The 23,185-nt window shown below is 64.2% G+C and carries 22 protein-coding genes; 10 read left to right on the forward strand and 12 right to left on the reverse strand.

All coding sequences use genetic code 11. The annotated features are described in order from the left end of the window. Nucleotides 1-55: 55 nt before the first annotated feature. Nucleotides 56-2,197, forward strand: a complete 2,142-nt coding sequence (locus tag QM624_RS03590; protein WP_415088895.1) for an ATP-binding protein — start codon at nucleotides 56-58, stop codon at nucleotides 2,195-2,197. Further along, nucleotides 2,194-3,441, forward strand: coding sequence for a hypothetical protein (locus tag QM624_RS03595; RefSeq protein WP_415088802.1), 1,248 nt, complete (start codon nucleotides 2,194-2,196; stop codon nucleotides 3,439-3,441). Before QM624_RS03590 ends, QM624_RS03595 begins: the two co-directional genes overlap by 4 nt. Nucleotides 3,442-4,038: 597 nt before the next feature. Here the strand turns inward: QM624_RS03595 and QM624_RS03600 are convergent. Genes QM624_RS03600 through QM624_RS03610 form a run of 3 tightly spaced genes read right to left on the reverse strand, consistent with a single transcriptional unit; the run spans nucleotide 4,039 to nucleotide 9,967 of the window. Then, a complete protein-coding gene (locus QM624_RS03600) occupies nucleotides 4,039-7,197 on the reverse strand; it encodes a type I restriction endonuclease subunit R (protein ID WP_415088804.1) in 3,159 nt (1,052 codons plus the stop codon). Nucleotides 7,198-7,199: 2 nt separating this feature from the next. Beyond that, nucleotides 7,200-8,366: a restriction endonuclease subunit S gene (locus QM624_RS03605; RefSeq protein ID WP_415088806.1), complete on the reverse strand. Its 1,167-nt coding sequence runs from the start codon at nucleotides 8,364-8,366 to the stop codon at nucleotides 7,200-7,202. After that, nucleotides 8,363-9,967 carry a type I restriction-modification system subunit M gene (locus QM624_RS03610; RefSeq protein WP_415088808.1) on the reverse strand — a complete coding sequence of 535 codons (1,605 nt, stop codon included), beginning with the start codon at nucleotides 9,965-9,967 and terminating at the stop codon, nucleotides 8,363-8,365. Before QM624_RS03610 ends, QM624_RS03605 begins: the two co-directional genes overlap by 4 nt. Before the next feature lie 188 nt (nucleotides 9,968-10,155). On the opposite strand from QM624_RS03610, the gene QM624_RS03615 reads away from it, so the two are divergent. Continuing rightward, the gene (locus QM624_RS03615; protein WP_415088810.1) at nucleotides 10,156-10,596 is read left to right on the forward strand and encodes a hypothetical protein; all 441 of its coding nucleotides are present in this window, start codon (nucleotides 10,156-10,158) and stop codon (nucleotides 10,594-10,596) included. A gap of 161 nt (nucleotides 10,597-10,757) precedes the next feature. Here the strand turns inward: QM624_RS03615 and QM624_RS03620 are convergent, their stop codons facing one another. Together QM624_RS03620 and QM624_RS03625 are read right to left on the reverse strand one after the other, a co-directional pair. Next, nucleotides 10,758-11,636: an HNH endonuclease gene (locus QM624_RS03620; protein WP_415088812.1), complete on the reverse strand. Its 879-nt coding sequence runs from the start codon at nucleotides 11,634-11,636 to the stop codon at nucleotides 10,758-10,760. Nucleotides 11,637-11,763: 127 nt separating this feature from the next. After that, nucleotides 11,764-12,420, reverse strand: a complete 657-nt coding sequence (locus QM624_RS03625) for an NUDIX hydrolase (RefSeq protein ID WP_415088814.1) — start codon at nucleotides 12,418-12,420, stop codon at nucleotides 11,764-11,766. Nucleotides 12,421-12,538: 118 nt separating this feature from the next. On the opposite strand from QM624_RS03625, the gene QM624_RS03630 reads away from it, so the two are divergent. Beyond that, complete coding sequence (locus QM624_RS03630; RefSeq protein ID WP_415088816.1) at nucleotides 12,539-13,579, forward strand: ADP-ribosylglycohydrolase family protein; 1,041 nt, start codon at nucleotides 12,539-12,541, stop codon at nucleotides 13,577-13,579. Nucleotides 13,580-13,661: 82 nt separating this feature from the next. Here QM624_RS03630 and QM624_RS03635 read toward each other — a convergent pair whose 3' ends face one another. Then, the gene (locus QM624_RS03635) at nucleotides 13,662-14,303 is read right to left on the reverse strand and encodes a TetR/AcrR family transcriptional regulator (protein ID WP_415088818.1); all 642 of its coding nucleotides are present in this window, start codon (nucleotides 14,301-14,303) and stop codon (nucleotides 13,662-13,664) included. Between QM624_RS03635 and QM624_RS03640 the strand changes: the two genes are divergently transcribed. The 4 genes from QM624_RS03640 (at nucleotide 14,192) to QM624_RS03655 (ending at nucleotide 16,406) form a co-directional block, all read left to right on the forward strand. Beyond that, a complete protein-coding gene (locus QM624_RS03640; RefSeq protein WP_415088897.1) occupies nucleotides 14,192-14,455 on the forward strand; it encodes a hypothetical protein in 264 nt (87 codons plus the stop codon). The genes QM624_RS03635 and QM624_RS03640 overlap by 112 nt on opposite strands. Nucleotides 14,456-14,469: 14 nt before the next feature. Then, complete coding sequence (locus QM624_RS03645; protein ID WP_415088820.1) at nucleotides 14,470-15,069, forward strand: NAD-dependent epimerase/dehydratase family protein; 600 nt, start codon at nucleotides 14,470-14,472, stop codon at nucleotides 15,067-15,069. A gap of 70 nt (nucleotides 15,070-15,139) precedes the next feature. Then, nucleotides 15,140-15,679, forward strand: coding sequence for a hypothetical protein (locus tag QM624_RS03650; protein ID WP_415088822.1), 540 nt, complete (start codon nucleotides 15,140-15,142; stop codon nucleotides 15,677-15,679). Nucleotides 15,680-15,890: 211 nt separating this feature from the next. Then, complete coding sequence (locus tag QM624_RS03655) at nucleotides 15,891-16,406, forward strand: TspO/MBR family protein (protein WP_415088824.1); 516 nt, start codon at nucleotides 15,891-15,893, stop codon at nucleotides 16,404-16,406. Nucleotides 16,407-16,500: 94 nt separating this feature from the next. Here QM624_RS03655 and QM624_RS03660 read toward each other — a convergent pair whose 3' ends face one another. Genes QM624_RS03660 through QM624_RS03675 form a run of 4 tightly spaced genes read right to left on the reverse strand, consistent with a single transcriptional unit; the run spans nucleotide 16,501 to nucleotide 20,497 of the window. Next, entirely contained in the window at nucleotides 16,501-17,262 is a 762-nt protein-coding gene (locus QM624_RS03660) for a response regulator transcription factor (protein ID WP_415088826.1), read from the reverse strand. Next, nucleotides 17,255-17,869 carry a hypothetical protein gene (locus QM624_RS03665; RefSeq protein ID WP_415088828.1) on the reverse strand — a complete coding sequence of 205 codons (615 nt, stop codon included), beginning with the start codon at nucleotides 17,867-17,869 and terminating at the stop codon, nucleotides 17,255-17,257. Before QM624_RS03665 ends, QM624_RS03660 begins: the two co-directional genes overlap by 8 nt. After that, the gene (locus tag QM624_RS03670; RefSeq protein ID WP_415088830.1) at nucleotides 17,866-18,393 is read right to left on the reverse strand and encodes a pyruvoyl-dependent arginine decarboxylase; all 528 of its coding nucleotides are present in this window, start codon (nucleotides 18,391-18,393) and stop codon (nucleotides 17,866-17,868) included. The genes QM624_RS03665 and QM624_RS03670 overlap by 4 nt, the downstream gene beginning before the upstream one ends. Before the next feature lie 7 nt (nucleotides 18,394-18,400). Further along, nucleotides 18,401-20,497 carry a sensor histidine kinase gene (locus QM624_RS03675; RefSeq protein WP_415088832.1) on the reverse strand — a complete coding sequence of 699 codons (2,097 nt, stop codon included), beginning with the start codon at nucleotides 20,495-20,497 and terminating at the stop codon, nucleotides 18,401-18,403. A gap of 264 nt (nucleotides 20,498-20,761) precedes the next feature. Here QM624_RS03675 and QM624_RS03680 point away from each other — a divergent pair, with 264 nt between their 5' ends. Next, nucleotides 20,762-21,145 (forward strand): response regulator, encoded by a 384-nt coding sequence (locus QM624_RS03680; protein ID WP_415088834.1) that lies wholly within the window; start codon nucleotides 20,762-20,764, stop codon nucleotides 21,143-21,145. After that, nucleotides 21,142-21,474, forward strand: a complete 333-nt coding sequence (locus QM624_RS03685; protein ID WP_415088836.1) for an Hpt domain-containing protein — start codon at nucleotides 21,142-21,144, stop codon at nucleotides 21,472-21,474. Before QM624_RS03680 ends, QM624_RS03685 begins: the two co-directional genes overlap by 4 nt. Nucleotides 21,475-21,584: 110 nt before the next feature. Here QM624_RS03685 and QM624_RS03690 read toward each other — a convergent pair whose 3' ends face one another. Next, on the reverse strand, nucleotides 21,585-21,965 hold the full coding sequence (locus QM624_RS03690) for a hypothetical protein (protein ID WP_415088838.1): 381 nt from the start codon (nucleotides 21,963-21,965) through the stop codon (nucleotides 21,585-21,587). Nucleotides 21,966-22,519: 554 nt separating this feature from the next. Continuing rightward, nucleotides 22,520-23,110: a hypothetical protein gene (locus QM624_RS03695; protein WP_415088840.1), complete on the reverse strand. Its 591-nt coding sequence runs from the start codon at nucleotides 23,108-23,110 to the stop codon at nucleotides 22,520-22,522. Nucleotides 23,111-23,185: the final 75 nt, after the last annotated feature.

The raw sequence follows: 23,185 nt of genomic DNA on the forward strand, positions 1-23,185 counted from the left end.
GGCCGTCTCGTCATCGCACACGCTACGGGTGCGACCCTACGCTCGCTTGTTGACGATGCTGGGCGAGCAGCTGATTAAGAATGATCGGGTTGCCCTGGCCGAGCTCGTGAAGAATTCCTACGATGCCGACGCTACCAGGGTTGAGATACGCTTCGAGGACTTCGGCCCAGGCTGGAAGAATGACGGAAACTCGCGAATTACTATTACCGACAATGGCGTAGGTATGACTCTAGATGTCGTGCGAGACCATTGGTTGAATCCGGCGACGGACGTCAAGGCTCGCCAAAAGAGAAAGAAGGACGGGGCGAAAACGCCGGGCGGTAGAATTATCCAAGGCGAAAAGGGTATCGGTCGCTTCGCAATGTTTAAACTTGGATCAGAAGTACACCTCGTAACCCGCGCGGCCGGCGATGCGCGGGAAGTAACAACAAGCGTCGACATCGCCTTTCTTGACGAAGGGGCAGGCGACGAGTCCGAAATTCAGTTCTTGGATGAGTTGGAGCTAGAAGTTGCTACACGTTCGCCGGAAGTCTTTACTGGCCGCGACGGTAGTTCGACTGAAGGCACCCAGCTTTCTATTACGGGGCTGCGAAGTAATTGGACGGAACAGAGCCTGAAAGATCTTCATCAGGCGCTGCTCCGGCTTCGACCACTAAGGCAGTTGCTTACCGGTCAGGCGGGCGCGGATCCCCTCAGTTTCGACATTGAGTATTTAGTCAACGGGGAACGGCCCTCGGGGCTCGATGACCCGGATGAACTTTTGGAGAATGCTGCCGAACATGCAGTCCTCCAGGTTGTTGGTGAGTATCTAAGTGCCAGCAATAGCTTCAAATTGACGATCAATAACGAAGATCGATCTGTCCCGCTGGACTCCACCGATATTCTGGCTCTGAAGCTCTATGAACGAGCGACTGGCGGGAAAGCCGGCCGTCAATTCAATTGTGGCGACTTCTCGTTTGAATTGCTCGTATTCGATCTTAGACCGGTTGCGGACGCACGATATCATCTCAACCCTCAAGATGTCGAATTGGTAAAAGGGCATCGCATATACCTTTACCGAGACGGCGTCCGTGTCTTGCCGTACGGCGATCCTGACGATGACTGGCTTCAACTGGATGCTATTCGCGGGACGGTGAAGGCCGACCGCCTGCTGAGCAACGATCAAACGATCGGTTTTGTCTATATTACCCAGGAAGGTAATTCGGGCCTTCGAGATAAGACGAGCCGCGAGGGACTCATTGATTCTGGCGTTGCTTACCGTGACTTCATTGGTTTGCTGCAGTTGGTTATAAGTTATTTGCGCGCACATGACTTCAGTCGCTATTTGGCCGGCAGTAATCGGAGGGTCGAAGCCACTTCGCGGCGCGCTATCGGTACAATCGATCGGCGTATTGCTGCAGTGAGGAAGGCCGTGAAGGGCGATAGCGCTGCTCAACGCGCGTTCGCCGATTTCGAGAAGGTGTACCGGATAGAACGTGCCTTCATGCAGTCGCGCGTAACCCGCTCTGAGGATCTGGCGGGAGTGGGGTTGTCAGTAGAGACGGCGTCGCATGACGTCATCGCATCGTCCAATCAGGCCTACCAGGACATGGCATTGCTAATGCAGCAACTGGTCGCTGAGTTCGGTGTGGATCATGAGATCACGTCGCGCGCTGACCGTCTCTCGGAATCGATCTCATTCATTGTTTCGCGTCTCCAGGATGTGCAGGGCCTCTTTGTCTCGAGCAGAAGGAGGGCCAGGCAACTTGATGTGGTGCAATATATTAAGAAGATTGAATCCATCTACTCTCGCACTCTGAGAAGCTCAGAAATTCAGTTCATTTTGACCGGCGATAGCTCGTTCGTGGTTAAGGCGCATGAAGCAACGCTGCTGCAGATCTTCCTTAACCTGGTCGACAATGCTGTATTTTGGCTGAATAAGTCTAGCATTGAGTCGCCGATTATCAAGGTTCATATAGATGCAGCTGAAGGAATGGCTGTCTTCGAAGACAATGGGGTCGGCATTAGCAAGCTTGATGTTCCATTCATTTTCGAACCATTCTTCTCCACTAAGGGTGACGAGGGTCGAGGGCTTGGCTTATACATAGCGGGTCAAGTGGCCGCCCGCGACGGATTTGAACTGGATCTCGTTCAGGAGGGGTCGACAACAAGGCGAGACCGGGTCCCTGCCCAGTTCAGGCTGAGGACCAAGCCATGAAGGGAGGTGCTCTGGACGTTGTGCGTGGTGCTGCCGTGGTGATTGATGACCGAATGGGTCAGGAAACTGACGTCAATGACCTGATGAGACAGCTGCGAGATGCATCGATTCCAACGGTGGAGCTGAAGCAGCTTCCACCGGTTGAGGCGCTGGTTCATTGGAAACAGTTTGCGCTCATCGTTATGGATTGGGCTCTCATTGACTTGGGCGATGCTTCCGACATTGAGATCCCAGGAGGCGTAACGGTACCTTCGGTATTGTCGGAGGAAGTTGTTGAGCGGAACATTGCGTTCATAAGGGCCTTGCTCGACGAAACTGCACTTCCGGTATTTGTGGCAACGAACGAGGATGTTGATCGTGTCAACTCGGATTTGTCGGACGCCTTCTGTGAAGCCTTCCCTGACTACGCGGAGCGGGTTCATGTCTTCAGCAAGCGGGAGCTTAAGCCCAATTTGTTTCAGACGATTGGCGATTGGCTCTCTTCGAGGCCGGCGCTCAGGGTCCTTGAAACGTGGCGGCGGTCCTACATTGCCGCTGAGATCAGCGTCTTCCATCAGTTTTCACGCGCACAACATGATTGGGTAGCGTCAATCCAGAGAGCAGCGAGTGCGGACACTGCTGAAGTGGGAGTCATGCTTCGGGACCTCATTGCGGCCAACATCCTGAATCGAGTTGGTCCGCTGGACGTGGTGCTTGACGAAGCTGCAACGAACGGCGCTCTCGCGGATGCTACCGCACTACGGCGCGTACTCCATTACAGCGCGGTGGTGCCCGACAGTTCGCTGGCCGCCTCGGAAGTGAGCACAGGAGACCTATTTGTTCCAGCGGATGCATCCGAGCCTTTCGAAGCTATCAGGATTCTCCTGACCCCGGAGTGTGACCTGACTTCGCGTGATGACAAATGGCGGTTCACCACGCTTACGGCGAAGCGTTCTCCGCGAGATTCTAAGGAGTCTAGGAATCGGGCCAAGGGTGCGTGGAAACCCTCTAGAGAACTCTACTTGACGGTGAACCTGTTGACCGAGGACTGCGTCGAGTACGATGTCGCATTGAAGGATTGGACATCTGAGATGGTGGTCCCGACTAGACTTGGCACGTCGCTGGTTATCTGGCCGGGATATCGGCGAATCGGCCGACTGCTGCCGCCATATTCAACCTTTCTTCAGCAGAATTTCGCGCAAGTTTCAATCCGCAAGGGTTTGCCACGACTGCCTCCTGATCTGTACGCGGCTGGCGGGTGTTGACCGTACTGGTGAACGGCTGGTGGGGCGGGTTGCTAGATCTCTGGTAGTGCGGGTTGCTAGGCGTCTTGTGTCGGAAGAACCTTGTTGGGCCTGACTTTCACACCTTTAGTGCCCTAGGCGCCCGCGCGTCGGAGAGAGTTCGGGGTCGATTTGCCCGCTGGAAGTCGAGTTGACGCTTGCAGGCGGGCGACAGTGTCGGGGCGACGCCGGCCCTGCGGCGCCCTTCATGGCTGAGATCGAGCTGGATTGGCCGCCTTTGCGCCCATTTGGGCCAGGATCCACCGACTCTGCCCGTTCGCGCCATCCCCGGGTGTCCAGGCATCCGTCGCTGGTCGCGAGGCTGTCGCAACGATTGGCGCCTCTGAGCGCACCCGAACGGGTCCTGAGCGCACGGCCGAAGAGGGCAATACCCGTGATTCTACCGCCGATTAGTGCCCCGAACTCGCCGCCAGAACCCCTGTGACAAGGCATGATGGCCGGCGAAACCTCGAAAATTAGTGCGAGGTGTGAAAGTCAGGCTGGGGAATTCGCTAGATGAAACTGGCCAGGTGGTCTGATCCGAATGAGTCGCTCGTGCGATGTTCGTGAGTGGCTGCGTCAGCCATGGCTAAGGGTTTCTGCTTGTTTGAGGATCAATTCGGTCGCCGCGGGTGCTTTGTCCGGTGGATAGCCGTGCCTAAGTAGTAGGCGTTTAATTGTGGTTCGCAACTTGGCGCGGACTTGCTCCTTGATGTTCCAGTCGGTCTTCGCATCGCGACGCACGATGTCGGTTAGGTCGTGGGCGATCTTCTTCATCACGTCGTCCTGCATGGCTTCACGGGCCGACTCGTTGGTGCGCAGAGCGTCGTAGAACGCGAGTTCGTTGTCGGTGAGGCCGGTCTGCCTGCCCCGGTCCTGCTCGGCCCTCAGCGCCTGCGCGAGTTGGACGAGTTCGGCCACGACTGCGGCGGTGTCGAGACTGCGGTTCTGGTATCGCAGGAGCGAAGCGTTGAGCATCTCGGAGAACTCTCGGCCCTTGACGAGGTTGCGCTTCGCAATAGCCCTGATCTCGGAGTTCAGCAGCCGCTTCAGGGCCTCCATCTGGATGTTGGGCCGGTCGGAGTCGGTGACCTTCTTGACGAACGCCTCGTCTATGAGGGAGATGTCGGGGTTGGCGATTCCGGCTTCAGCGTAGACGTCGACCACCCCGGTGCCAGTCATGTTCTCCGAGACGATCTGCCGGATCGCGGTGTCCAACTCGGCTCCGGCATCGGTCGCGCCGCGTCCGGCATTCTCGATCTTGGCGATGGCTGTGCGCACTGCGTCAAAGAACGCCACGTCGTCCCTGATCCGGCCGGCAGCGTCGCTGGCCGGGACGAGGGAGAAGAACGACCGGAGCCGCTGGACGTGTACGACGAAGCGCTGCTTGACGGTGAGTTCCTTCGGCTTGCCGTCCTGGGCCTGGTCTCCGACGCCCTCGAAGGCATCTTCTACGTAGTCTTGTTCGAGGAGCCACTCGACGGTGGCCATCACGGCGTTGATGTACGCCTTGGGGGTCTTCTCAGCGACGAGCGGTCGCCAGTCGAACGGGGCGAGGATGGAGCACGCGATGTCGTGCTCGTTGTTCATCTCGGGGATGGCGGTCGTCTCGATGTCGGCGCCGACCTGAGCGTTGTCGCGGTCGCGCTGGGTGTAGTCACCGAGCGCGGTCTTCAGGTCTTCTGCGATGCCGATGTAGTCCACGATCAGCCCGGCGGGCTTGTCGCGGAAGGTCCGGTTGACGCGGGTGATCGCCTGCATCAGCGAGACCCCGCGCATGGGCTTATCCACGTACATCGTGGTCATGGCCGGAGAGTCGAATCCGGTCAGCCACATGTCGCGGACGATCACCACGTCCAGCGGATCGCTCGGGTCTGAGGCACGAGCCTTCAGCACACGCATCTGCGCCTTGTTGCGGATGTGCTCCTGCCAACCTTCGGGGTCGGTGGCGGAGCCGGTCATGACGACCTTCATCCGTCCGCGCTCGTCGTCGGCGGCGTGCCAGCCGGGGCGCAGTGCCTTGATCTTGTCGTGCAGATCGACGGCGATCCGCCGCGACATCGTGACGATCATGCACTTGGCGTCGGGCATGACCTCCTTGCGCTTCTCCCAGTGCGCCACGATGTCGCGGGCCAACTCCTCCAGGCGATCCTCCGCGCCGACGACGGCCTCGACACGCGACCAGCGGGTCTTCAGCCGTTCCTGGGCGTCCTCCTCGCTGCCGGACACGGCGTCTGCGAAGGCATCGTCGATGTCGCTGAGGGCGTCGTCGGGCAGCCGCACCTTCGCCAGCCGGGCTTCGTAGAGCACCTTGACGGTCGCGCCGTCCTCGACGGCCTGGGTGAGGTCGTAGGTGTCGATCACGTCTCCGAAGACTGCCGTCGTGGAGCGGTCCTTCGCCTCAATCGGGGTGCCGGTGAACCCGATGAACGTCGCGTTGGGGAGCCCGTCGCGCAGGTGGCGGGCGAAACCGTCGATGAAGTCGTAGTTGGAGCGGTGTGCCTCGTCCACCATCACCACGATGTTCAGCCGCTCCGACAGGGTGGGGAAGCCGATCCCGGCCTCCCGCTCGTCCTTGGACAACCCGAACTTCTGGATCGTCGTGAAGACGATGCCGCCGGACTGCCGACCCGACAGCAGCGTCTTCAACTCCGCCCGCGAGTCCGCCTGCACGGGGGCCTCGGGCAGTGGTGCCCCGATCTTGGTCGCGGCGAAGGTGTCCTCAAACAACTGGTTGTCGAGGTCGTTGCGGTCGGTGAGCACCAGCAGCGTGGGGTTGTCCATCGCCGGGTGCCGCATCAGCGACCCGGAGTACCACGCCATCTCGAACGACTTCCCCGACCCCTGGGTGTGCCACACGATCCCGGCGCGGCCATCGTTCTCAACCGCCTCGATAGTCTCCGTGACGGCCTTCCGCACCGCCCAGTACTGGTGGTACTTCGCGCCGATCTTGGTCATCCTCTGCCCGTCGCCGGCGAACGCAACGAAGTTCCGCGACCAGTCCAGGAACACCTCGGGACGCAGGAAGCCAGCGACCATGACCTCGATCTCGGGACGGTACTTCGTCGTCAGACTCCTGCCATCGACGGTCTTCCACGCTTGGAAGTGGTTCGCCTGCGCGGTCAGCGTGCCCATCCGCGCCAGGAAGCCATCGGAGAGCACCACACCCTGGTTCCAAGTGAACAGGTCCGGCACCTGCGCCTTGTACGTCTGAATCTGCGCGTACGCGCTGGCGATGGTGGCGTTCGCCGCCCCCGGCTTCTTCAACTCCAGCAGCCCCAGCGGCAGCCCGTTGACGAACAGCACCACGTCCGGGCGGCGCTCTTTCTTCGCCCCCTGGATCGTGAACTGGTTCACCGCGAGGAGGTCGTTCGCACTCGGGTCGGTCCAGTCGATCAACCGCGCCCGGACATTGCGCAGGACGCCCTCGGCATCGCGATACTCGACCGGCACGCCCTGGGTCAGCAGTTGGTAGGCCCGCCAGTTCTCCGACTGCACCACCGCAGACTCGGGCCGCAGCGCCGCCTTGACGGCCTCCTCGACGGCCTCGTCGGGAAGCGCGAGGTTCAGGCGATAGATCGCTTCGCGGAGGCGTCTGACAAGAACGACTTCGCGGTAGTCGGAACGTTCGGCATCGGGCATACCAGGCGCGATCTCCGGGCCGTGGACGGTCTGCCAGCCTTGCTCGGCCAGCATCTCCAGCACCCACGACTCGAACTCCGACTCCGCCACGCTCACGATCAGGCCACCGCCTCCAGATCCCGCACACGCACCCTGCCCGACATCAGCAGCGGCAACAGTTCGTCACGCTGTCGAGTAAGCGATATGGCTTCCTCTTCGAGTTGCCCGGCGGCAAGCCAGAGCGGATCAATCACATGGCGGAACGTGTCGATGTCCTCCTTCGACACATCGGGAACGTGAACTGCTAGGAAGTCGGCTGCCTTGACTGCGGGGTAGGCGCTGCCGTCGACTCGTCCCACCAGCGCCTCCACGAACCGTTGGCTATCAGTGTGTGCGAATATCAGACTCATCGGCAGGCGAGTCGGACGGAGGACCGCAACTCCGGTACTTACGACCAGGTTCTCTATATCGCGAGTGAGCAGTCCGTGAGCGCGCCGGTTCGGACGCACTGTCGCCCACAGAACGTCACCAAGTGCGGCACCGCGTCTGGCTCTAGAAGGTGCTTCGCTCCATGTCGTTGATGTCGGCTCGCCTACTGAGCCGTCAGTCATAGTTCCGATGTCCAGATATCGGAGGGTAGCGCCAGGATCGCCCGGAGTGCGCTTCTCCGGGTTTGCAACTGCGACAGTCCCTAAGGGGATGCGAGCGGTCGCTCGGGCAACGGCGCGGGCGTAGACATCCCTGGTCAACTCAAGAATATCCGCGGCCAGTCGCCGGTTTGTCTCGATGAGGTCATCGAACGCCCCGAGCACGCCCACGATCCGCTCCTGCTCCTCCAGCGGCGGAAGAATACCAAGCGGGATCTGATAAATGTCCTTGACATTAAGGTGTTTCACCGTGCTTCCGGCCGAGTGCAGCTCCATCCAAGCCTGAGCCTGTGGAGCATGAAGGAGGAAGTAGAGGTATCGGTGGTTCAGCAGCGCCGCATCAGCGCTCAGCAACACTGTGCGCTGGCCCAGGCAGACCCGTTGATCCTTCGGGACGATGACACAATCTCCCACGGGTGCTTCTCGTGCAAGGATGAGGTCTCCGTGTGCTGGCACGCGGCGAGCGGTGAACTGCTCGTAGGTCGAGACGTCAACCGCACGGCTCTGGTCATACACGATGCGACCACTGCGGATTGCCTTCGTGCCAACCGACCATGCATAACGCTCGTTCGGCGCACATGCCGTTGCTGTCTTGTGTTCGCAGTCCGTGATCACTGCGACATCACCAAGATTGGTCACGGCGACACCTGCAAAGTGTCGAGTGCAGCCTCTATCTCGACTTGAAGGCGGGAGCGCCTCACAAACCCCTCACGAATCTCGTCGGCGAGCCGTGTGATCTTCTCGTCCACTGGTTCGCCGTCGTCTTCGGCCGCCTCGGTGCCGACGTAGCGTCCGGGGCTGAGCGCGTAGCCCGCGTCCGCGACCTGGCTGAGGGCGACCGATGCGCAGAAGCCGAGCACATCCTCGTACGGTGGAAGGTCAGCGTCGCCGCGCCAGGCATTGTAGGTGTCCGCGATCCTGGTCACGTCCTCGGGCGAGAGGTTGCGGTGTGTGCGGTTCTCCATGTAGCCGCTCTCGCGGGCGTCGATGAACAGTACCTCGCCTCTGCGGTCGCGTTGGGACCGCTCGGACTTCACCTTGTGCGCGGTCTTGTCCTTCGTGCAGAACCAGAGGGACACGGGAATCTGCACCGAGTAGAACAACTGGGAGGGCAGAGCGACGATGCACTCCACCACGTCGTCATCGACCATCCGCTGTCGAATGTCCCCTTGGCCGGAGGAGTTCACGGTGAGCGATCCGTTGGCCAGGACCACGCCCATCGTCCCGGTGGGGGACAGGTGGTAGAGCATGTGCTGGAGCCAGGCATAGTTCGCGTTGCCTGGCGGCGGGGTCCCGAACCTCCATCGTGGATCGTCGGCCAGGCGCTCTCCGCCCCAGTCGGAGATGTTGAACGGGGGGTTGGCCATGATGAAGTCGGCCCGCAGGTCCGGGTGCAGGTCGTTGTGAAAGGAGTCGCCCCACTCCGGCCCGAGGTGCGCCTCGATACCCCGAATGGCGAGGTTCATCTTCGCTAGCCGCCAGGTCGTGGGGTTCCGCTCCTGCCCGAACACGGAGAGGTCGTTGCGGGAGCCGCCGTGCGACTCCACGAAGTGCTCGGCCTGCACGAACATGCCGCCGGAGCCGCAGCACGGGTCGAAAACCCGACCGTTGTATGGCTGCAGCATCTCCACCAGAAGCGAGACGACGGAGCGTGGGGTGTAGAACTCGCCGCCGTTCTTGCCCTCGTTAGAGGCGAACTGCGCGAGGAAGTACTCGTACACGCGCCCCAGTACGTCCATCCCCTCGCGTTCGGCTGCGGCGAGATCGTCGCGGGAGAAGGTGTCGATTAGTCCGCCGAGCGTCGCGGGGGTCAATTCCCGGCGTGCGTAGGTCTTCGGAAGCACACCCTTCAGGGAGGGGTTCTCCCGCTCGATGGCCTCCATGGCCGCGTCGATGCGCTGGCCGATGTCGGTCTGCTTCGCCGCCTTGCGCAGGTCAGTCCAGCGGTGCCCAGCCGGAACCCAGAACACGCCCTCGGCGGTGTACTCGTCGCGGTCTTCCAGCACCGCCTGCCGCGCCTCGTCGGTGGGCATGTAGTAGTCGCTGCCCTCGTCCTTGACCAGGTCGGCCAGCCGAGCGTGCCGGGCCTCGAACTTGTCTGAGACGTACTTCAGGAACAGCAGGCCGAGGACGACATGCTTATATTCGGCGGCGTCCATGGATGACCGCAGCCGGTTCGCGGCCTCCCAGAGGGCGTCCTCCAGTCCGAGCGCGGTGGTTCTTGTGCCTCGTGCTGCCATGTGGTGGGCCGTCCTTACGTGCTCCCAGTGGTTCGCTGACGTCCGCATGCTATGGCCTTGACGGCGTCATTGCAGGTTGGCGCCCGTCGGCCGCGGGCCGGGTATTGGATTTAAGCGCAGCACGAGCTCTCAGGCCCGCTTGCGACGTCCTTGTCTGACAGGCGGCGATATTGTCCTAAGCTATCGACGTGGAGTGGGCCAGTGGACTTGCAATCGTGGTGTCGGTACTGTCAGCTTTCTTCGCCGGTTTGGCCTGGTGGCAGTCGAGACGACAGGCTATTGCTTCAGCTGAAATGGTCGACATTGAACGTGGTCGTGTGGAGCGACAGGCGATCGAAGCTCAGTCGGCCCGCGTGACGATCGGAGTCGATCGTGGTTCGATCAAACTGCAGAACATTGGACAGTCGGTGGCTCGGAGCGTGAATTTTGTACCCGATATACGGATCGGGGACAGCGGGTCGATGCCGCATTTCGATCTCTCGATGTTTCCTTGCGACCTTCAACCAGGGCATGAGATTCGCGTTCACTTTGTGGAAGTCGCAGCCAGCGTAGGTCGATTGCAGGTCGGCCTGTCATGGGTCGACGAGCGCGGTCGACAACAAGAATTCATGCTTCTCGCGCTAACCTGATTGTTCAGACGAGAGGCTGGCCGATGGGTGCAGGCGTATCGAGTGCTTGGCGGGAGCTCACGATCGACCATTCCGGCAGCAAGATGTGCTTGACGTCATGAATCAGCTACGAACCGTGGCGATCTGCATGAGATGCGGATCGATCTGACTCGCCGCAAAATCTATGAGGTCCGGCGCAGGAACTCCGCGTACCGCTGGTTCAGGCGGTCGGCGTCAGGCCGATCCTTGCGTTGTTCAGGCAACGTGAGCCGAATGCCATGCATTCCTTGCAGCCCGTACCGCAGCATCGGGCCGTCAGTCTCTTCGAGTAGTTGACGGTCAACTCTGACCTGGTAGTCGGGCGAGATGCCGATCAGGTACCCATCGAAGGCCGCGTGATGGATCTTGCACAGCGACAGACCGTTCGACACCTCGGGCAGGCCCTGCTCGTCCCGATCGGCGATGATGTGAGCGGCGTCCAGAAGCTCGCCGTGCCGGAGTCGACAGACGGCGCAACGTGTCGAATACGCCGCGATGACGCGCCCTCGGAATTCCGCCTGATGCAGACGCTGTTTCACTACGCGCTCTACGTAGCGACGCTCGAGCGGACTTGGGTCACCAGCCAGGAAGCGCACGCTTTCGTCGAGTGCAAGGAGGAACTCTCGCTTCTCGATCAGGTCGCCCACGACGTACACCGGAGCGATCGGTACGAAGACTCCGTCACGCACCTTCCGCAGCAGGATGATCGGCTTCTGTAGTTCGTATGCCTTGCGGAGCTTCGCGTTAACCCCGTTGGTTGGCCCGTCCTGGTAGGCGTAGTGGAAAAGACCTCCGGCCACCTCGCGGTCCGCATAGGGGCCGTCGGGCGAGCTGAGCACGCTCAGCGTGGCGTCCATGTCTCTTGGATTCCAGATGCCTCGGGTTCGGTCGATCACTCGCTGCGAGCCATTGGCCAGCGGCATAGATGTCAACTCGTCACGAGTAACGAAACCACCATTGCGGCTGGCGCGATCGAGAACAGCCGCGATGATCTCGTCGCGTAGATGCTCGCTGGTGTCCACAGCTGGTTCCTATCACAGCAGCTCCGGCATGGGCAGAGTTCAGCCGGTAAGGATGCAGGGTCGAGCCAGCGCGAGAACTGTCTGCTGACGTCGTGATTGCCACGGAGAATGACCGTGCACGGACGCCTCAATCTGCCCGCCGCCGAAAGAGTTCGGCCGGTTTGCCCCGCATTCCCCGACGGATCTGTCCGGTTGGTTCGAGGCCCGGCAACATCGCTCGGCGGAAGGTGTCGGCGATCAAGTGTTCACCAAGCACAGCCTCGTGTAGAAGGCGCAGATCGCGAATAGCCAAGCCGTCAGGGTCTGGTGGCAGGAGGTGCCGAGGGTCGGGTGCCTGCCGATACTCCGCCCGGAGTTGGGTGGCGGCGTGCCCCACGATCGCGGCGTGGTCGTAGGCCAGGGGAGGCAGCTGGTCGACAGGCATGAGGCGGGTTCGCTCGGTGAGCGGGATCTGGTCGGCGCGCACGGCGTCCAGGTGAGCAACCGAGAGCACCCAGCCGCGGTCGTCCCGCTTCGGGTCGTCGAAGACCTGCAGCTGGCGCGGGTTGAGGCCCTGGATGCCGGCCTTCTCACGGAGTGCGCGGAGCGCGGCTTCCCGCAGCGTCTCATCAGGGTGGAGGAATGTTCCGGGCAGCCTCTCGTCGCCCGATTCGTCGCGAATGAGAAGGACGCACAGGCGCCCGTCGTGCACGGTCAGGGCGGCGGTGTCCACGGCCACGGACGGGCGCGGGTAGTCCTCGAGGGTCTTGCCGGAGCTGTCGCGGTAGGTGTTCGTGGTGGCCACGGACAAAGATTAGGCGAGAGTTGCGCAAAAGTCAGGCGACGCCGTACTCTGAACGAGTTGAACTGATAGTGAGCTAAATGGGGCGACGGAGATGGGACTGAGTGACTACGGAAGGCGGATGGCCTCGCTGACGTCCATGCAGTTGGACCGGGCGGTCGGCGCGATCGTCGCCTCGGCGGCAGGTGATGCGCTGGGTTCGGCGTACGAGTTCGGGCCAGGGCTCTCTGATACCGAAACGCCGGAGTTCGGGCGTGGGGTCTTCGGGCATGCGCCGGGGGAGTGGACCGATGACACGGCAATGGCGATGCCGATTCTGGACGCGCTCGCCGACGGCCACTCGCTGCTCGATCCGGCAACCCTGGCAACGATCGTGGCGCGCTGGCGGGAATGGTCGGCGACCGCGAAGGATGTTGGGGTGCAGACTCGGTCGGTGCTCGGACAGCTGGGCGACGACTGCTCGGAGGCGGTCGTGCGCGAGGCGGCGTGGGCGGTGCATGAGCGGTCCGGGCGCAGTGCGGGTAATGGGTCGCTGATGCGCACCGGTCCGGTGGCTCTGGGGTTCCTGGCTGAGGGGTCTGAGGCGGTGCTGGCCGAGGCGGCTGGACGGATCGCGCAGCTCACACACTACGAACAGGACAACGTGGATGCGGTTGTGCTGTGGTCGCTGGCGATTCGGCACGCGATCCTGACCGGGGAGTTCGATCCGAAGGTGGGGTTGGAGTGGGTCGGGCATGTGCGCTCGGGTGGCGGAGGGGTCTCGACAAGCTCGACCAGCGGTGGTGGGGTCTCGACAAGCTCGACCGGCGGTGGTCGCGATCGGTGGGAGCGGTTGATCGACGAGGCCATGGGGCCTGGTGCTCACCCGCGGGACTTCAAGGACAAGAACGGCTGGGTGGTGGCGGCGTTCCAGGGTGCGCTTGCGGCCGTGGCGGGCGCCTCTGGAGTTCGTGATGCGCTGATCCGGGCCGTCCGGGGTGGTGGCGACACGGACACGGTGGCGGCGATCGCCGGCTCGCTCGCCGGTGCGATCTGGGGTGCCGCGCAGGTGCCGCTGAGCTGGCAGCGAGTGCTGCATGGTTGGCCTGGCTGCCGGACCAACGACCTGACCAGGCTCGCGATCCAGGCGGCTCGTGGTGGGCGGGCGGACTCGGCTGGCTGACGCAGCGCGAACATGGGCATCGCTGGCCTACGACGGAAGCCTGCACCTGAACGGCCAGGATCTCGGCCCGGTGGCAAGCTGGTCAGCGTTTCTCCGGGTGCTTCCAGATCGCGTGCAGCGGGCGCATGCCGTCCTCCACGTGGTCGGCGATCGGCTTGGTCCGGCCCTCCTCGAACCAGAGCTCGAGCGCTGCGACGTAGCCGTAGCAGAGGGCGTGGCTGACGATGCGAGCGTGCGCGGGGGTGAGTTCGAGGCTTTCGGCGAGCACTGGCGCTATCCGTTTGCTGGCCCGGTCCATGGCGGACAGCAGGGCGGCGTGCACGGAGGGCACGGCGAAGAAGAACGGGATCCGGCGCCACGCGTCCGGGGCGTCGGAGTCGGTCGTCGCGCTCTCCTGAGGGGCCTCGTATCGGTGCACGCTGCTCACCAGTCGGTCGATGGGGTCGCCGGTCAGGAAGATAGCGCGCACCTCGTCGGCAGTCATGTCTTCGAACTCGTCGAAGACGACCAGGCCCTCCTTGGTGCCGAAATACCGGTAGACCGATGACGGGGACACCCCCGCCGCGGCCGCGACCGCCTCGATCGTGACGGCGTCGAAGCCACGCGTATGTGGTGATCCTGGCCACCGTGGGTGTGATCGGTCTGATCGGCTGGTTCGTGACGATCCGGCTCGCCCGCCGTGGACGCGGCGCCGCCCGTTGGCTGGACGCCGTCGTCTCGGCATTCATCCTTGTCATCGCACTGATCGGGCTGACCACACCGGACACCTCCGGCATGATCGGGCTCGCGCCCGTCTTCGGCTGGCTGCTGCTGATCCCTGGCCTGTTCGGCGCGATCGCGCTGGTGCGGATGCGGCGACGGACGCACTCGGCGTAAAGGAGAATCGCATCATGCGTGTTTTCGTTGCCGGCGCAACCGGCGTGCTGGGCTCCCGGATCGTGCCGCTGCTCGTCGCGGCCGGTCACACTGTCGCCGGAATGACCCGATCGGCCAGCAAGTCGGACCTGTTGCGCTCCCTGGGTGCCGAACCCGTGGTCTGCGACGCCTACGACCGGGACGGCGTCGTCCAGGCGGTCACCGCCTTCGCGCCCGACCTGGTGCTGCACGAACTCACCGACCTGCCCGACACCGTCGAGGAACTGCCGGCCAACCGGGACGCCAATGCCCGGATGCGCCTCGCGGGCACCGACAACCTGATCGAGGCCGCGGGGTCCAGCGGCTGCCGGCGGTTCGTCGCGCAGAGTGTCGCCTGGGCCGTGCTACCCGGCAAGGGTGCGGACGCCGTCGCACACCTGGAGAACGCCACGCTGGCGTTCGGCGGCGTCGTGCTGCGCTACGGGCAGTTCTACGGTCCCGGCACCTTCTACCCGGACGTCCTGCCCGACGAACCGCGTGTCCACGTCGACACCGCCGCCCGACTCACCGTCGCCGCCCTCGATGCGCCCAGCGGCGTGATCACGGTCGTCGACGACGAGGCGACATCCGGGTGATGAGGCAGGGGAGCGTCCGTCGACGCGGCCAGTATCGGTGGGCGACCCCCGAGCATGATGGGTTAGGACGATGATCAGCACCGAATTCCCCAGGGACCTGTTCATGACCGCCGCGATCTTCGGCATCGCCGCGTTCGTCTGGGCCGGCTGGGGCCAGGAACGTCCGCCGAAGCACTGGCTGTGGCGGGTTCTGCTGGTCATCGTCCAACTCGGAGGTGTCGTGGCCGGCGGCTTCGGAGTCACCCTCGCCGTCCGCAACTGGCGCGGTCCGACCGCGATCGTCGTCGGCGGACCGCCCTTCGTCGCCTACATGATCACCTTCGCCGTCGAGGTCGTGGCCATCGTCGTGCTGGCGATCTGGGCGGCCCGCCGGAAGCGGACGGACCTGATCGCCCCGCTGGCCCTCGCAGTAGTCGGCATTCACTTCATTCCGCTGGCCTGGGTCTTCGCCCAACCGATCTACGCGGTGACCGGGGTGATCACCACGGCGATCGCCGTGGTCGCCGCCCGCGTACCCGACCGGTGGGCGGCGCGAAGCTTCTGGTGCGGCCTGCTCGGCGGAGCGACTCTGCTCGCTGTCGGGTTGCTCTGCCTGTTCGCCGCGACTTAAGGATGCGCTGATCAAAGCCCTCCATCGTCGTCCCGGACTTGATCCGGGATCTCCCGACTGAGATCCCGGGTCGGAGCCCGGGATGACGTAAATGATCAGCACTTCCTTAGTCGAGAACGGGGTGGGGCGCACCCCAAGGGAGCCTTACGGCGTTGGGTCGCCGCGGGTAGCGTCGGGAGCAACCCCGTGAACCCCGATGGAGGAGGAACCCATGCCCGATCATCAGCCGACCCGCCGCTCCCGCGGACGCCGGAACCTGGCGGTGATCGGTGCCGCTGTGGCCGCCTGCGCAACCGTCGGATCGCTGCTGACCGACGCCAGCAGCAGCTGGTACGAGAAGCTGAAGAAGCCGTCCTGGCAACCGCCGGCCGCCGCCTTCCCGATCGTCTGGACGTCCCTCTACGCGATCGTCGCGCTCTCCGCTGCGAGGACCGTCACCCAGCTGGAGGCCCAGGGGCGCGAGGCCGAAGCGTCCAGCTTCAGGCGTGCGCTGGCGTCGAACCTGCTGCTCAACGCCGGCTGGTCCGGGTTGTTCTTCCGGGCCCACAACCTGCCCGTGGCGACCGCCGGCGCGGCGGCGCTCGCGGCGTCGTCGGCCAAGCTGGCCAGTCGCGCCGCGTCCGTCAGTTCCGGGGCGGCGCTGGGGCTCGGCGCTTACGCCGCCTGGTGCGCGTTCGCGACCGTGCTGTCGAACAAGCTTGCCGCGTTGAATCCCGAGGACGAGTAGCGTTTTCGGCCGGCGGTGAGGGTCTCGACAAGCTCGACCAACGGTGAGCGGTGAGGGGTCTCGACAAGCTCGACCAGCGGGGAGCGATGAGGCGTCAGCGCTGGGCTTTGGCGAGCCGGTAACCCACTCCGCGGACCGTTTCGATGAAGCGCGGGTTGGTCACCGAATCGGAGAGCTTGCGACGCAGGTTCGCGATGTGGCTCTCGATCGAGCGGCGATCGGCCTCGACGACATAGCTGTTGACGTCGTTGCGGACGAAAGCGGCCAGCTCGTCCTTGCTGATCACCCGCCGGCTGCGTTGCATGACCGCCGACAGCAGGTCGAACTCCGTCCGGGTCAACTCCACCGGATGGCCGTCCAGCTCGACCAGCCGCATCTCGGGATGCATCCGCAACCCGTTGTGCTCCAGCCAGTCACCGTCACCGGCCTCGTCGTCGACGGACGGCGTCGTCACCCCGGGAATGTGCTGTTCGAGCTCGCGGCGGCGGATCATCGCCTCCACGCGGGCCCGCAGTTCACGCGGCCGGAACGGCTTGGCCAGGTAGTCGTCGGCGCCGGAGTTGAGGCCGGTCAGGGTGTCGATCTCGTCGCGGCGGGCGGACAGCATGATCACGTAGGTGGTCGAGAACTCGCGAATGCGGCGGACCACCTCGAAGCCGTCGATGCCGGGAAGGTTGACGTCCAAGGTGGTCAGCGTCGGCTCGTGTTCGCGGATCAGCTCCAGGCCGGTGAGGCCGTCCTCTGCGGTGTAGGTGCGGAAGCCGGCCTGGGTGAGGACGACCGCCAACAGGTCGGCGATCTCGGGATCGTCCTCAATGATCACTGCATGTCGTTCGCCAGGCGTGGTGTCACTCACGTACTTTCACACTCCCATTCCCGACGGTCCGGGCCACATAGTAGGTCTGGACGTCGACGGCCTGCACCTCGAAATCAGCGACGCGGTTGAGAATCTGCTCGGACGCCCGAGCCATCGAACGGTTCTCTACGTTATACCCACACATGTCGTAGGCGAGGATTCCGCGCGCGGCGGCGACTCGTTGCGCCAGACAAGTCACCATTCGTGAGAACACCGGGTAGCGGCGCATATCGGGCCGGACCAATGAGACCCCGCTGTAGAACAAAGCGCCGCGGGCCCATTCGTCCGGATAACGATGCTGGTAGTACTCGGGGCTGATCCAGGGCATCGTCGAAATGTCGTCGGCGACGGTGGTGAGTCCTGCCACATGGCCGTCGGTGTCGAGCGCCACGTACTTCCAGACCCGCGGGTCCTCCAGTTCGGCCGAGAACTCGTCCTCGGTGAGCACCTGACGCGCCGCAGCCAGCACGCGCAGCGGCCCGAACGACTCCTCGTAGACCGGCCAGAAGCTGTCCTTCAGTTCGGGACGTGGCTGCCGGCCGCAGATGATGGTGAAGTCACCGAAGTCCCACGGGCCGTCGACGTTGCGCTCGGTGACGTCGCTCACTCGGCAGCCCAACCCGCCGTGCTGTAGGTGGCCACCACGACCGAGCAGGCGGGCTGACCCGAGCAGTGCGCAGAGCTGAGCACGAGATGCTCGATGGCGAAGGTCTCGTCGCGCCCGTTGGCCATGTCGGTGAGGCTCGAGGTGATCATGGTCCTGACCTGCTCCTCTGCATGACCGTTGTGCTCGACGAACAGGCCCCGGCCGGAGCCGTCCGTGGCCAGCGCCCAGCCGATGCCCGAGCAGGCGTCGTCGCCGCGCTCGGTGGCGAAGGCCACGGCGTACACGCAGTACAGGGCGTCACCGAACGTGCCGCGCAACTGCTCCTCGGGTGAGCACACCACGACATCGGAACCGGGAGGGATGATCGAACTCAGCCGGATCAGGTTGTGGTCCGCCACGCCCGCAGATCGGAGCGCCGCATCGAATGCGGCCATCGTGGTGCGGCCCTTCCCGCTGCCTGCGGTGATCCTGATCGTCAGGCCACCTCCTGGCGTTGCGAGATCTTGAGAACCTTGCTCGGTCAACTCGATTTCATCCTTCCTGTGTGCGCGGCTCGAGCGCGCTTGCGCCCACGCCTACGGGCATTTCGTCGTTCTCGGCCGCGGTGGCGGGCGCGGTGCTCGCGGGCAGTTCGAACCGGAAGGTCGAACCGGCGCCGAGAACACTTTCCACCCAGATCCGGCCGCCCATCCGTTCGATCAGGCCGCGGCAGATCGCCAGGCCGAGGCCGCTGCCGCCCTTCTCGCGGGTATCGCTGGCATCGACCTGGCTGAACCGGCCGAAGATCTCTTCGAGCTTGTCGTCGGGGATGCCGCGTCCGGTGTCACTGACGGCGAACTCGATCAGCTCGCCGGCCGCACGCGCCTCGACCAGCACGGAATCGCCCGGGTCGCTGAACCGGACGGCGTTGCCGATCAGGTTGATCAGCACTTGGACCAGCCGGTCCCGGTCGGCGATCACCCGGCCCTCCGCGGGGCCCAGCCGTAGGCCTATACCGGCGGCCTGAGCCAGCCCGGAGGTCGCGTTGACCGCCTCCTGGCAGGCGGCCACCACCTCATGGGTCCTGATGGACATCGGCAGCATGCCGGTGTCGAGGCGCTCGATCTCAAGAATGTCGTTGACCAGCCGGCCCAGTCGGACGCTGCCGGTGGTGGCGATGTCGATCATCTTCGCGGCGCGCGGCGGGAGTTCACCGAAGGCGCCGCCGGCGATCAACCCGAGCGCCCCGCGGATCGAGGTCAGCGGCGTCCGCAGCTCATGGCTGACGACCGAGATGAACTCCTGCTTCATCCGGTCCATCTCGCGGCGCTGGCTGACGTCACGGAACACCACCACGGCGCCGCTGATCACGCCGATGTCGTCCCGCAGCGGGCTGGCGGTGGCTTCGATCACGATCGTTTTACCGTCGCCTCGCACGTAGAGGTCGTCCTCGCCTGCGGCGGTCAGGCCCGAGGAGGTCGCCTCGGTGATGTAGCAGCCTTCGATCGGGTAAGGGGTGCCGTCGCTTTGCGGGGCGTGGAACAGGTCGTGCGCGTTGGCGCCGATGAGGTCGCTCTCCGACCGCTTCAGCAGCCTGGTGGTGGCGCCGTTGACCATGGTGATCCGCCCGTCGCGGTCGACGCCGTAGATGCCGTCGGCGACCGAACTGAGCAACAGTTCGCGCTGATTGGTGATTTCGCGGAGTTCTTTGGTGCGTTCCAATACCCGGATCTCCAACGACCGTCGGAGTTGTTCGTTGTCCATCACCAGGACGATCTGGCGGATCACGACGGTCAGGATGAGGACGCCCCAGATGACCCGGCTGGCCACATTGAGTTCGCTCATCGCCGACATCATGATGCTCGTCCCGGTGCCGGCGAGGAAGATGGCGAAGAACACGATCGTGCTGCGCACCGACGATGTTTCGAGCTCCGGCTCGGTCGACTGGACGCGGGCGTCGGGGTGCAGCGCGGCGAGCGCGAACAGCAGGTAGCCGCCCAGCCAGCCGAGATCCCACAGGCTGCCGAGCCCGTAGCCGCCCAGGGAAAGGTTGACGGCGTAGGCCATGTCCGAGATGCAGTAGAGCATGAACGCCACGCCGACCAGCAGCAGCGGCGTCCGGCTCGACTTCCCGCTGCGGGCGATCAGCAGCACCGCCATGGTGGCGACCACCAGATCGAGCACGGGCAGGGCCAGCACCTGGGCCTGGCCGAACAGTGAGGTGTCCTGACCGGCCAGCAGCGTCGGGAAGATCACTGAGCTGGCGATCAGCAGTGCTGACGCGCCGACCATCAGGCCGTCCATGATCAGTCGGGCCAGGTCGGTGCCGCGCCGTCGCACCGGTGGGAACAGGGCCAGTCCGATGATGCAGATGCACAAGCCGGTCATCAGCATCAGATTGACGATCAGATCCCACTCCGGGCCGAGAAGGCCGAGGCCGATGAAGACGCCGATCGCGTTGACCAGGACCGCGATGCACAGCCCGATCGACAGGCTGAGCCAGGCGCGCCGGCGACGACCGCTGCTGTGGTTGACCCGCCAGGCGGCGGTCGAGGCGGCCATCACGCCGAAGGAGAGCAGGAAGAGCGTAGTGATCTGCCCGGCGAGCTCGGGGTCGGACGTGGTGACGATCGTGACCGCGAACAGCAAGCAAAGCAGTGGTCCGGCGATGCAGACGACCGCGAAGGGGCGCGAAGGCAGGTTTTTAGGCATTGAGGGGCTCGCAGCACGAAATGGGGGTAACGCTCGAGAACGGGGGAACTCGGTCGGAGTATACGACTGCCCGGCAAGGATTGTCACAACGGCACGACGGGGCCAGGTTAGGGGGCCACAGGGCGCCCCCGACGGGTCGCGATCACCTGTTCACCTCGGTGCGACACAGCATTACGATGACCCCAACCCCCAGGAGGTATCGTGCCCAGCCCGGATGATTCGGATTCCAAGCTCTTGCTCGTCGTTGACGACGATGACGACATCCGCGAAGTGGCGGCCACTTCATTGGAAGTGGTAAATGGATTTCGCGTGATCACGGCCATCAGCGGGTCCGAAGCGGTCATGACCGCCCGTGCGAATCTGCCGGACGGAATCCTGCTGGACATGATGATGCCCGGAATGGACGGCCTGCAGACCCTGGCGGAACTCCAGTCCTACCCGGAGACGAGGAGCATTCCGGTTGTGCTGCTGACTGCGCGGATCGACGGCGAACACCCGGGCGGCGCGGTCGCGGGGTTGATTCGCAAGCCGTTCGATCCGATGCAGCTTGGCACCGAGGTATCGCGCATCATGGGTTGGTCGTGACGGATTCGCAGGACCCGATGGCCGCCGCGTACGCCGCCCTGGCCGATCGCGCGTGGCGGTCGAACCAGGCCCGCGCGGCAGAGATGACCGAGTCGGTGGGGCAGTGGCGCGGGATGGGCTCGCTCTCGACCGAACTCTCCGAGCGGCTGCGGGCCGCGGCGCACGGCGTGCGCGGATCGGCCGGAACCTTCGGGCATGAGGCCGCGGCAGATGCCGCCGAGGAGCTGGAAGAGCTGTTGGTCGGCGACGCGCAGCCACGGCTGGACGTCGTCGCCGACCTTGTCGCTCAGGTCGAGTCGGCGCTCACCGAACCTCCCGAGCTGAGCTGAGCCGGCGCGCCGTTGGCCGAGACCTCGCCACCGTTGATTGAGCTTGTCGAAATCAACTGCCAGGTGTCTCGACAAGCTCGACCAACGGATGTTGCGCGGGTCGGTCAGCGCTACGAGAGCAACTCGCGCGTCACGCTGGCCGCACGCGCCAGCTCGGCGAAGAGCACCCCGACATCGGGCTGGCGATGTCCCACGGCGAGCCGCAACGCGGCGGCTCGCAGGCTGAGTTCGTCGGCGCCCACCATGTGACTGGACGTCTCCAGCGTGAGCAGCCGGGTGACCGCCTCGTCGGAACGGCCTTCGCGGATCGTTCGGGCGATCTCCTGGATGCGCTGCTCCAGCAGCTCCAGGTAGTTCTGCCGGAACCGCTCCACGGCAGCGTCGTCATCCAACTGATCGCGTAGATCGTCCAACGCGACGTTGGGAGATGAGACACCCGGGGCGTCGACGGGTTGCTTGCCGGCGTCCTCCCGGGCCGGCAAGCAACTCACGACGCACCCCCGTGCGGCTCGGAGGCGGCGCGAAGGGGCTTGGTGGCGGCCCCCCGTCCACCGAAGGATGTGACTGTCACCCCCATGCCAGTCCCCTCCTTCGACCCTTCGCGTCCTGCCCCGGTAACCAGACGAGTCCCCGGGTGTGCGACCAATGCTGCGCGAGCTGTTTGCAGGCCATCTGGAGACAACCTCAAGATCGGCTCAAGATTGCTCAAGACTGGCTGGTCATCGCCGGCCGGCGGCAGCGGCGACGGTTAACGCTGAAATTGCGAACGGCCGGCCGATGTCGAATGACATCGGCCGGCGCGTCCAGTGCACCGGTGTCTGGCCGTCGCGGCGAAAGACCCTGTCCCTTGCGGCACCCCCACCAACAAGGAACGGCCTGCCAAGTGGCTGGCGGCGTCCGGTCGCTTACTCGCGTGGCTCCGAGCCCCCTAGTTCTCGGTGGTCCCGGTGCATGCAGGTACTTTGCCCAGCGATGCTCAGCGCGCCCTTGAGACAAGCTCAAGGATTGCTCCAGATGTGCTGGAGATTTGGAGCGAACCGCCTACTCAGCGACGCGCGCGCGGCGTCCGGGCCAGGTAGGCGAGGCCGCGTGGGCTGATTTCATAGCCGACCGGGTGGCTGATGGTCAGGCCCAGGTTCTTCAGTTTGCGAACGTCGATCTTGAACGGGTCCCGCTCCCGGCCCATCTCGGCGGCCAGGTCGGGGGCGCGGGTGTGCGGACGGCGCTCGATCAGCGCCAGAGTGTCCAGCGTCCACGGTCCGTGGCTGCTGGCCCGGTCGAGCCGTTCCAGCTTGGCGTCGAGGGCGGCGATATCGGCGTCGCTGAGAGCATCGTCGCTTCTCAGCGCGATGCGCGGATCCTCACCGGCCCAGCTCAGGCGAATCCGGTAGGTCGGCCAGCCGGGTTCGCCGGCCAGTCGTCGGCGCACCGAGTCGGCGTTCGGGTGCCCGGCCCGGGCGGCGTCCGCGTCGGTGATCTGGGTCGGATCGATGACCTCGACGGACTCGACCCGGACCACGCCGGCAGAGGTACGGAACTCCGAGCCGGTGCGCACGTCGGGACGCCGCCAGCGCCGGAAGGCCAGGGTCAACGTGCCCTCACGCACCCCTTGGGCGACCTTCGGCGGCAGCAACATCGGATCATTGTGACCCGGACGGGCCGGGTGCGCGAGGCGTCCGGGGAGCATCGGTTTAGGGCTCGCAGGAGCTGT

Source organism: Micropruina sp. (assembly GCF_047606365.1).
Taxonomy (GTDB): Bacteria; Actinomycetota; Actinomycetes; order Propionibacteriales; family Propionibacteriaceae; genus Micropruina.

Bases quoted from the DNA above. Each gene is read 5' to 3' on its own strand.
- QM624_RS03630 (WP_415088816.1), top strand. From the start codon at position 12,539: ATGGCCTCGCTGACGTCCATGCAGTTGGACCGGGCGGTCGGCGCGATC.
- QM624_RS03610 (WP_415088808.1), bottom strand. From the start codon at position 9,967: ATGGCAGCACGAGGCACAAGAACCACCGCGCTCGGACTGGAGGACGCC.
- QM624_RS03590 (WP_415088895.1), top strand. From the start codon at position 56: ATGCTGGGCGAGCAGCTGATTAAGAATGATCGGGTTGCCCTGGCCGAG.
- QM624_RS03650 (WP_415088822.1), top strand. From the start codon at position 15,140: ATGATCAGCACCGAATTCCCCAGGGACCTGTTCATGACCGCCGCGATC.
- QM624_RS03695 (WP_415088840.1), bottom strand. From the start codon at position 23,110: ATGTTGCTGCCGCCGAAGGTCGCCCAAGGGGTGCGTGAGGGCACGTTG.
- QM624_RS03645 (WP_415088820.1), top strand. From the start codon at position 14,470: ATGCGTGTTTTCGTTGCCGGCGCAACCGGCGTGCTGGGCTCCCGGATC.
- QM624_RS03635 (WP_415088818.1), bottom strand. From the start codon at position 14,303: ATGCCGAGACGACGGCGTCCAGCCAACGGGCGGCGCCGCGTCCACGGC.
- QM624_RS03595 (WP_415088802.1), top strand. From the start codon at position 2,194: ATGAAGGGAGGTGCTCTGGACGTTGTGCGTGGTGCTGCCGTGGTGATT.
- QM624_RS03655 (WP_415088824.1), top strand. From the start codon at position 15,891: ATGCCCGATCATCAGCCGACCCGCCGCTCCCGCGGACGCCGGAACCTG.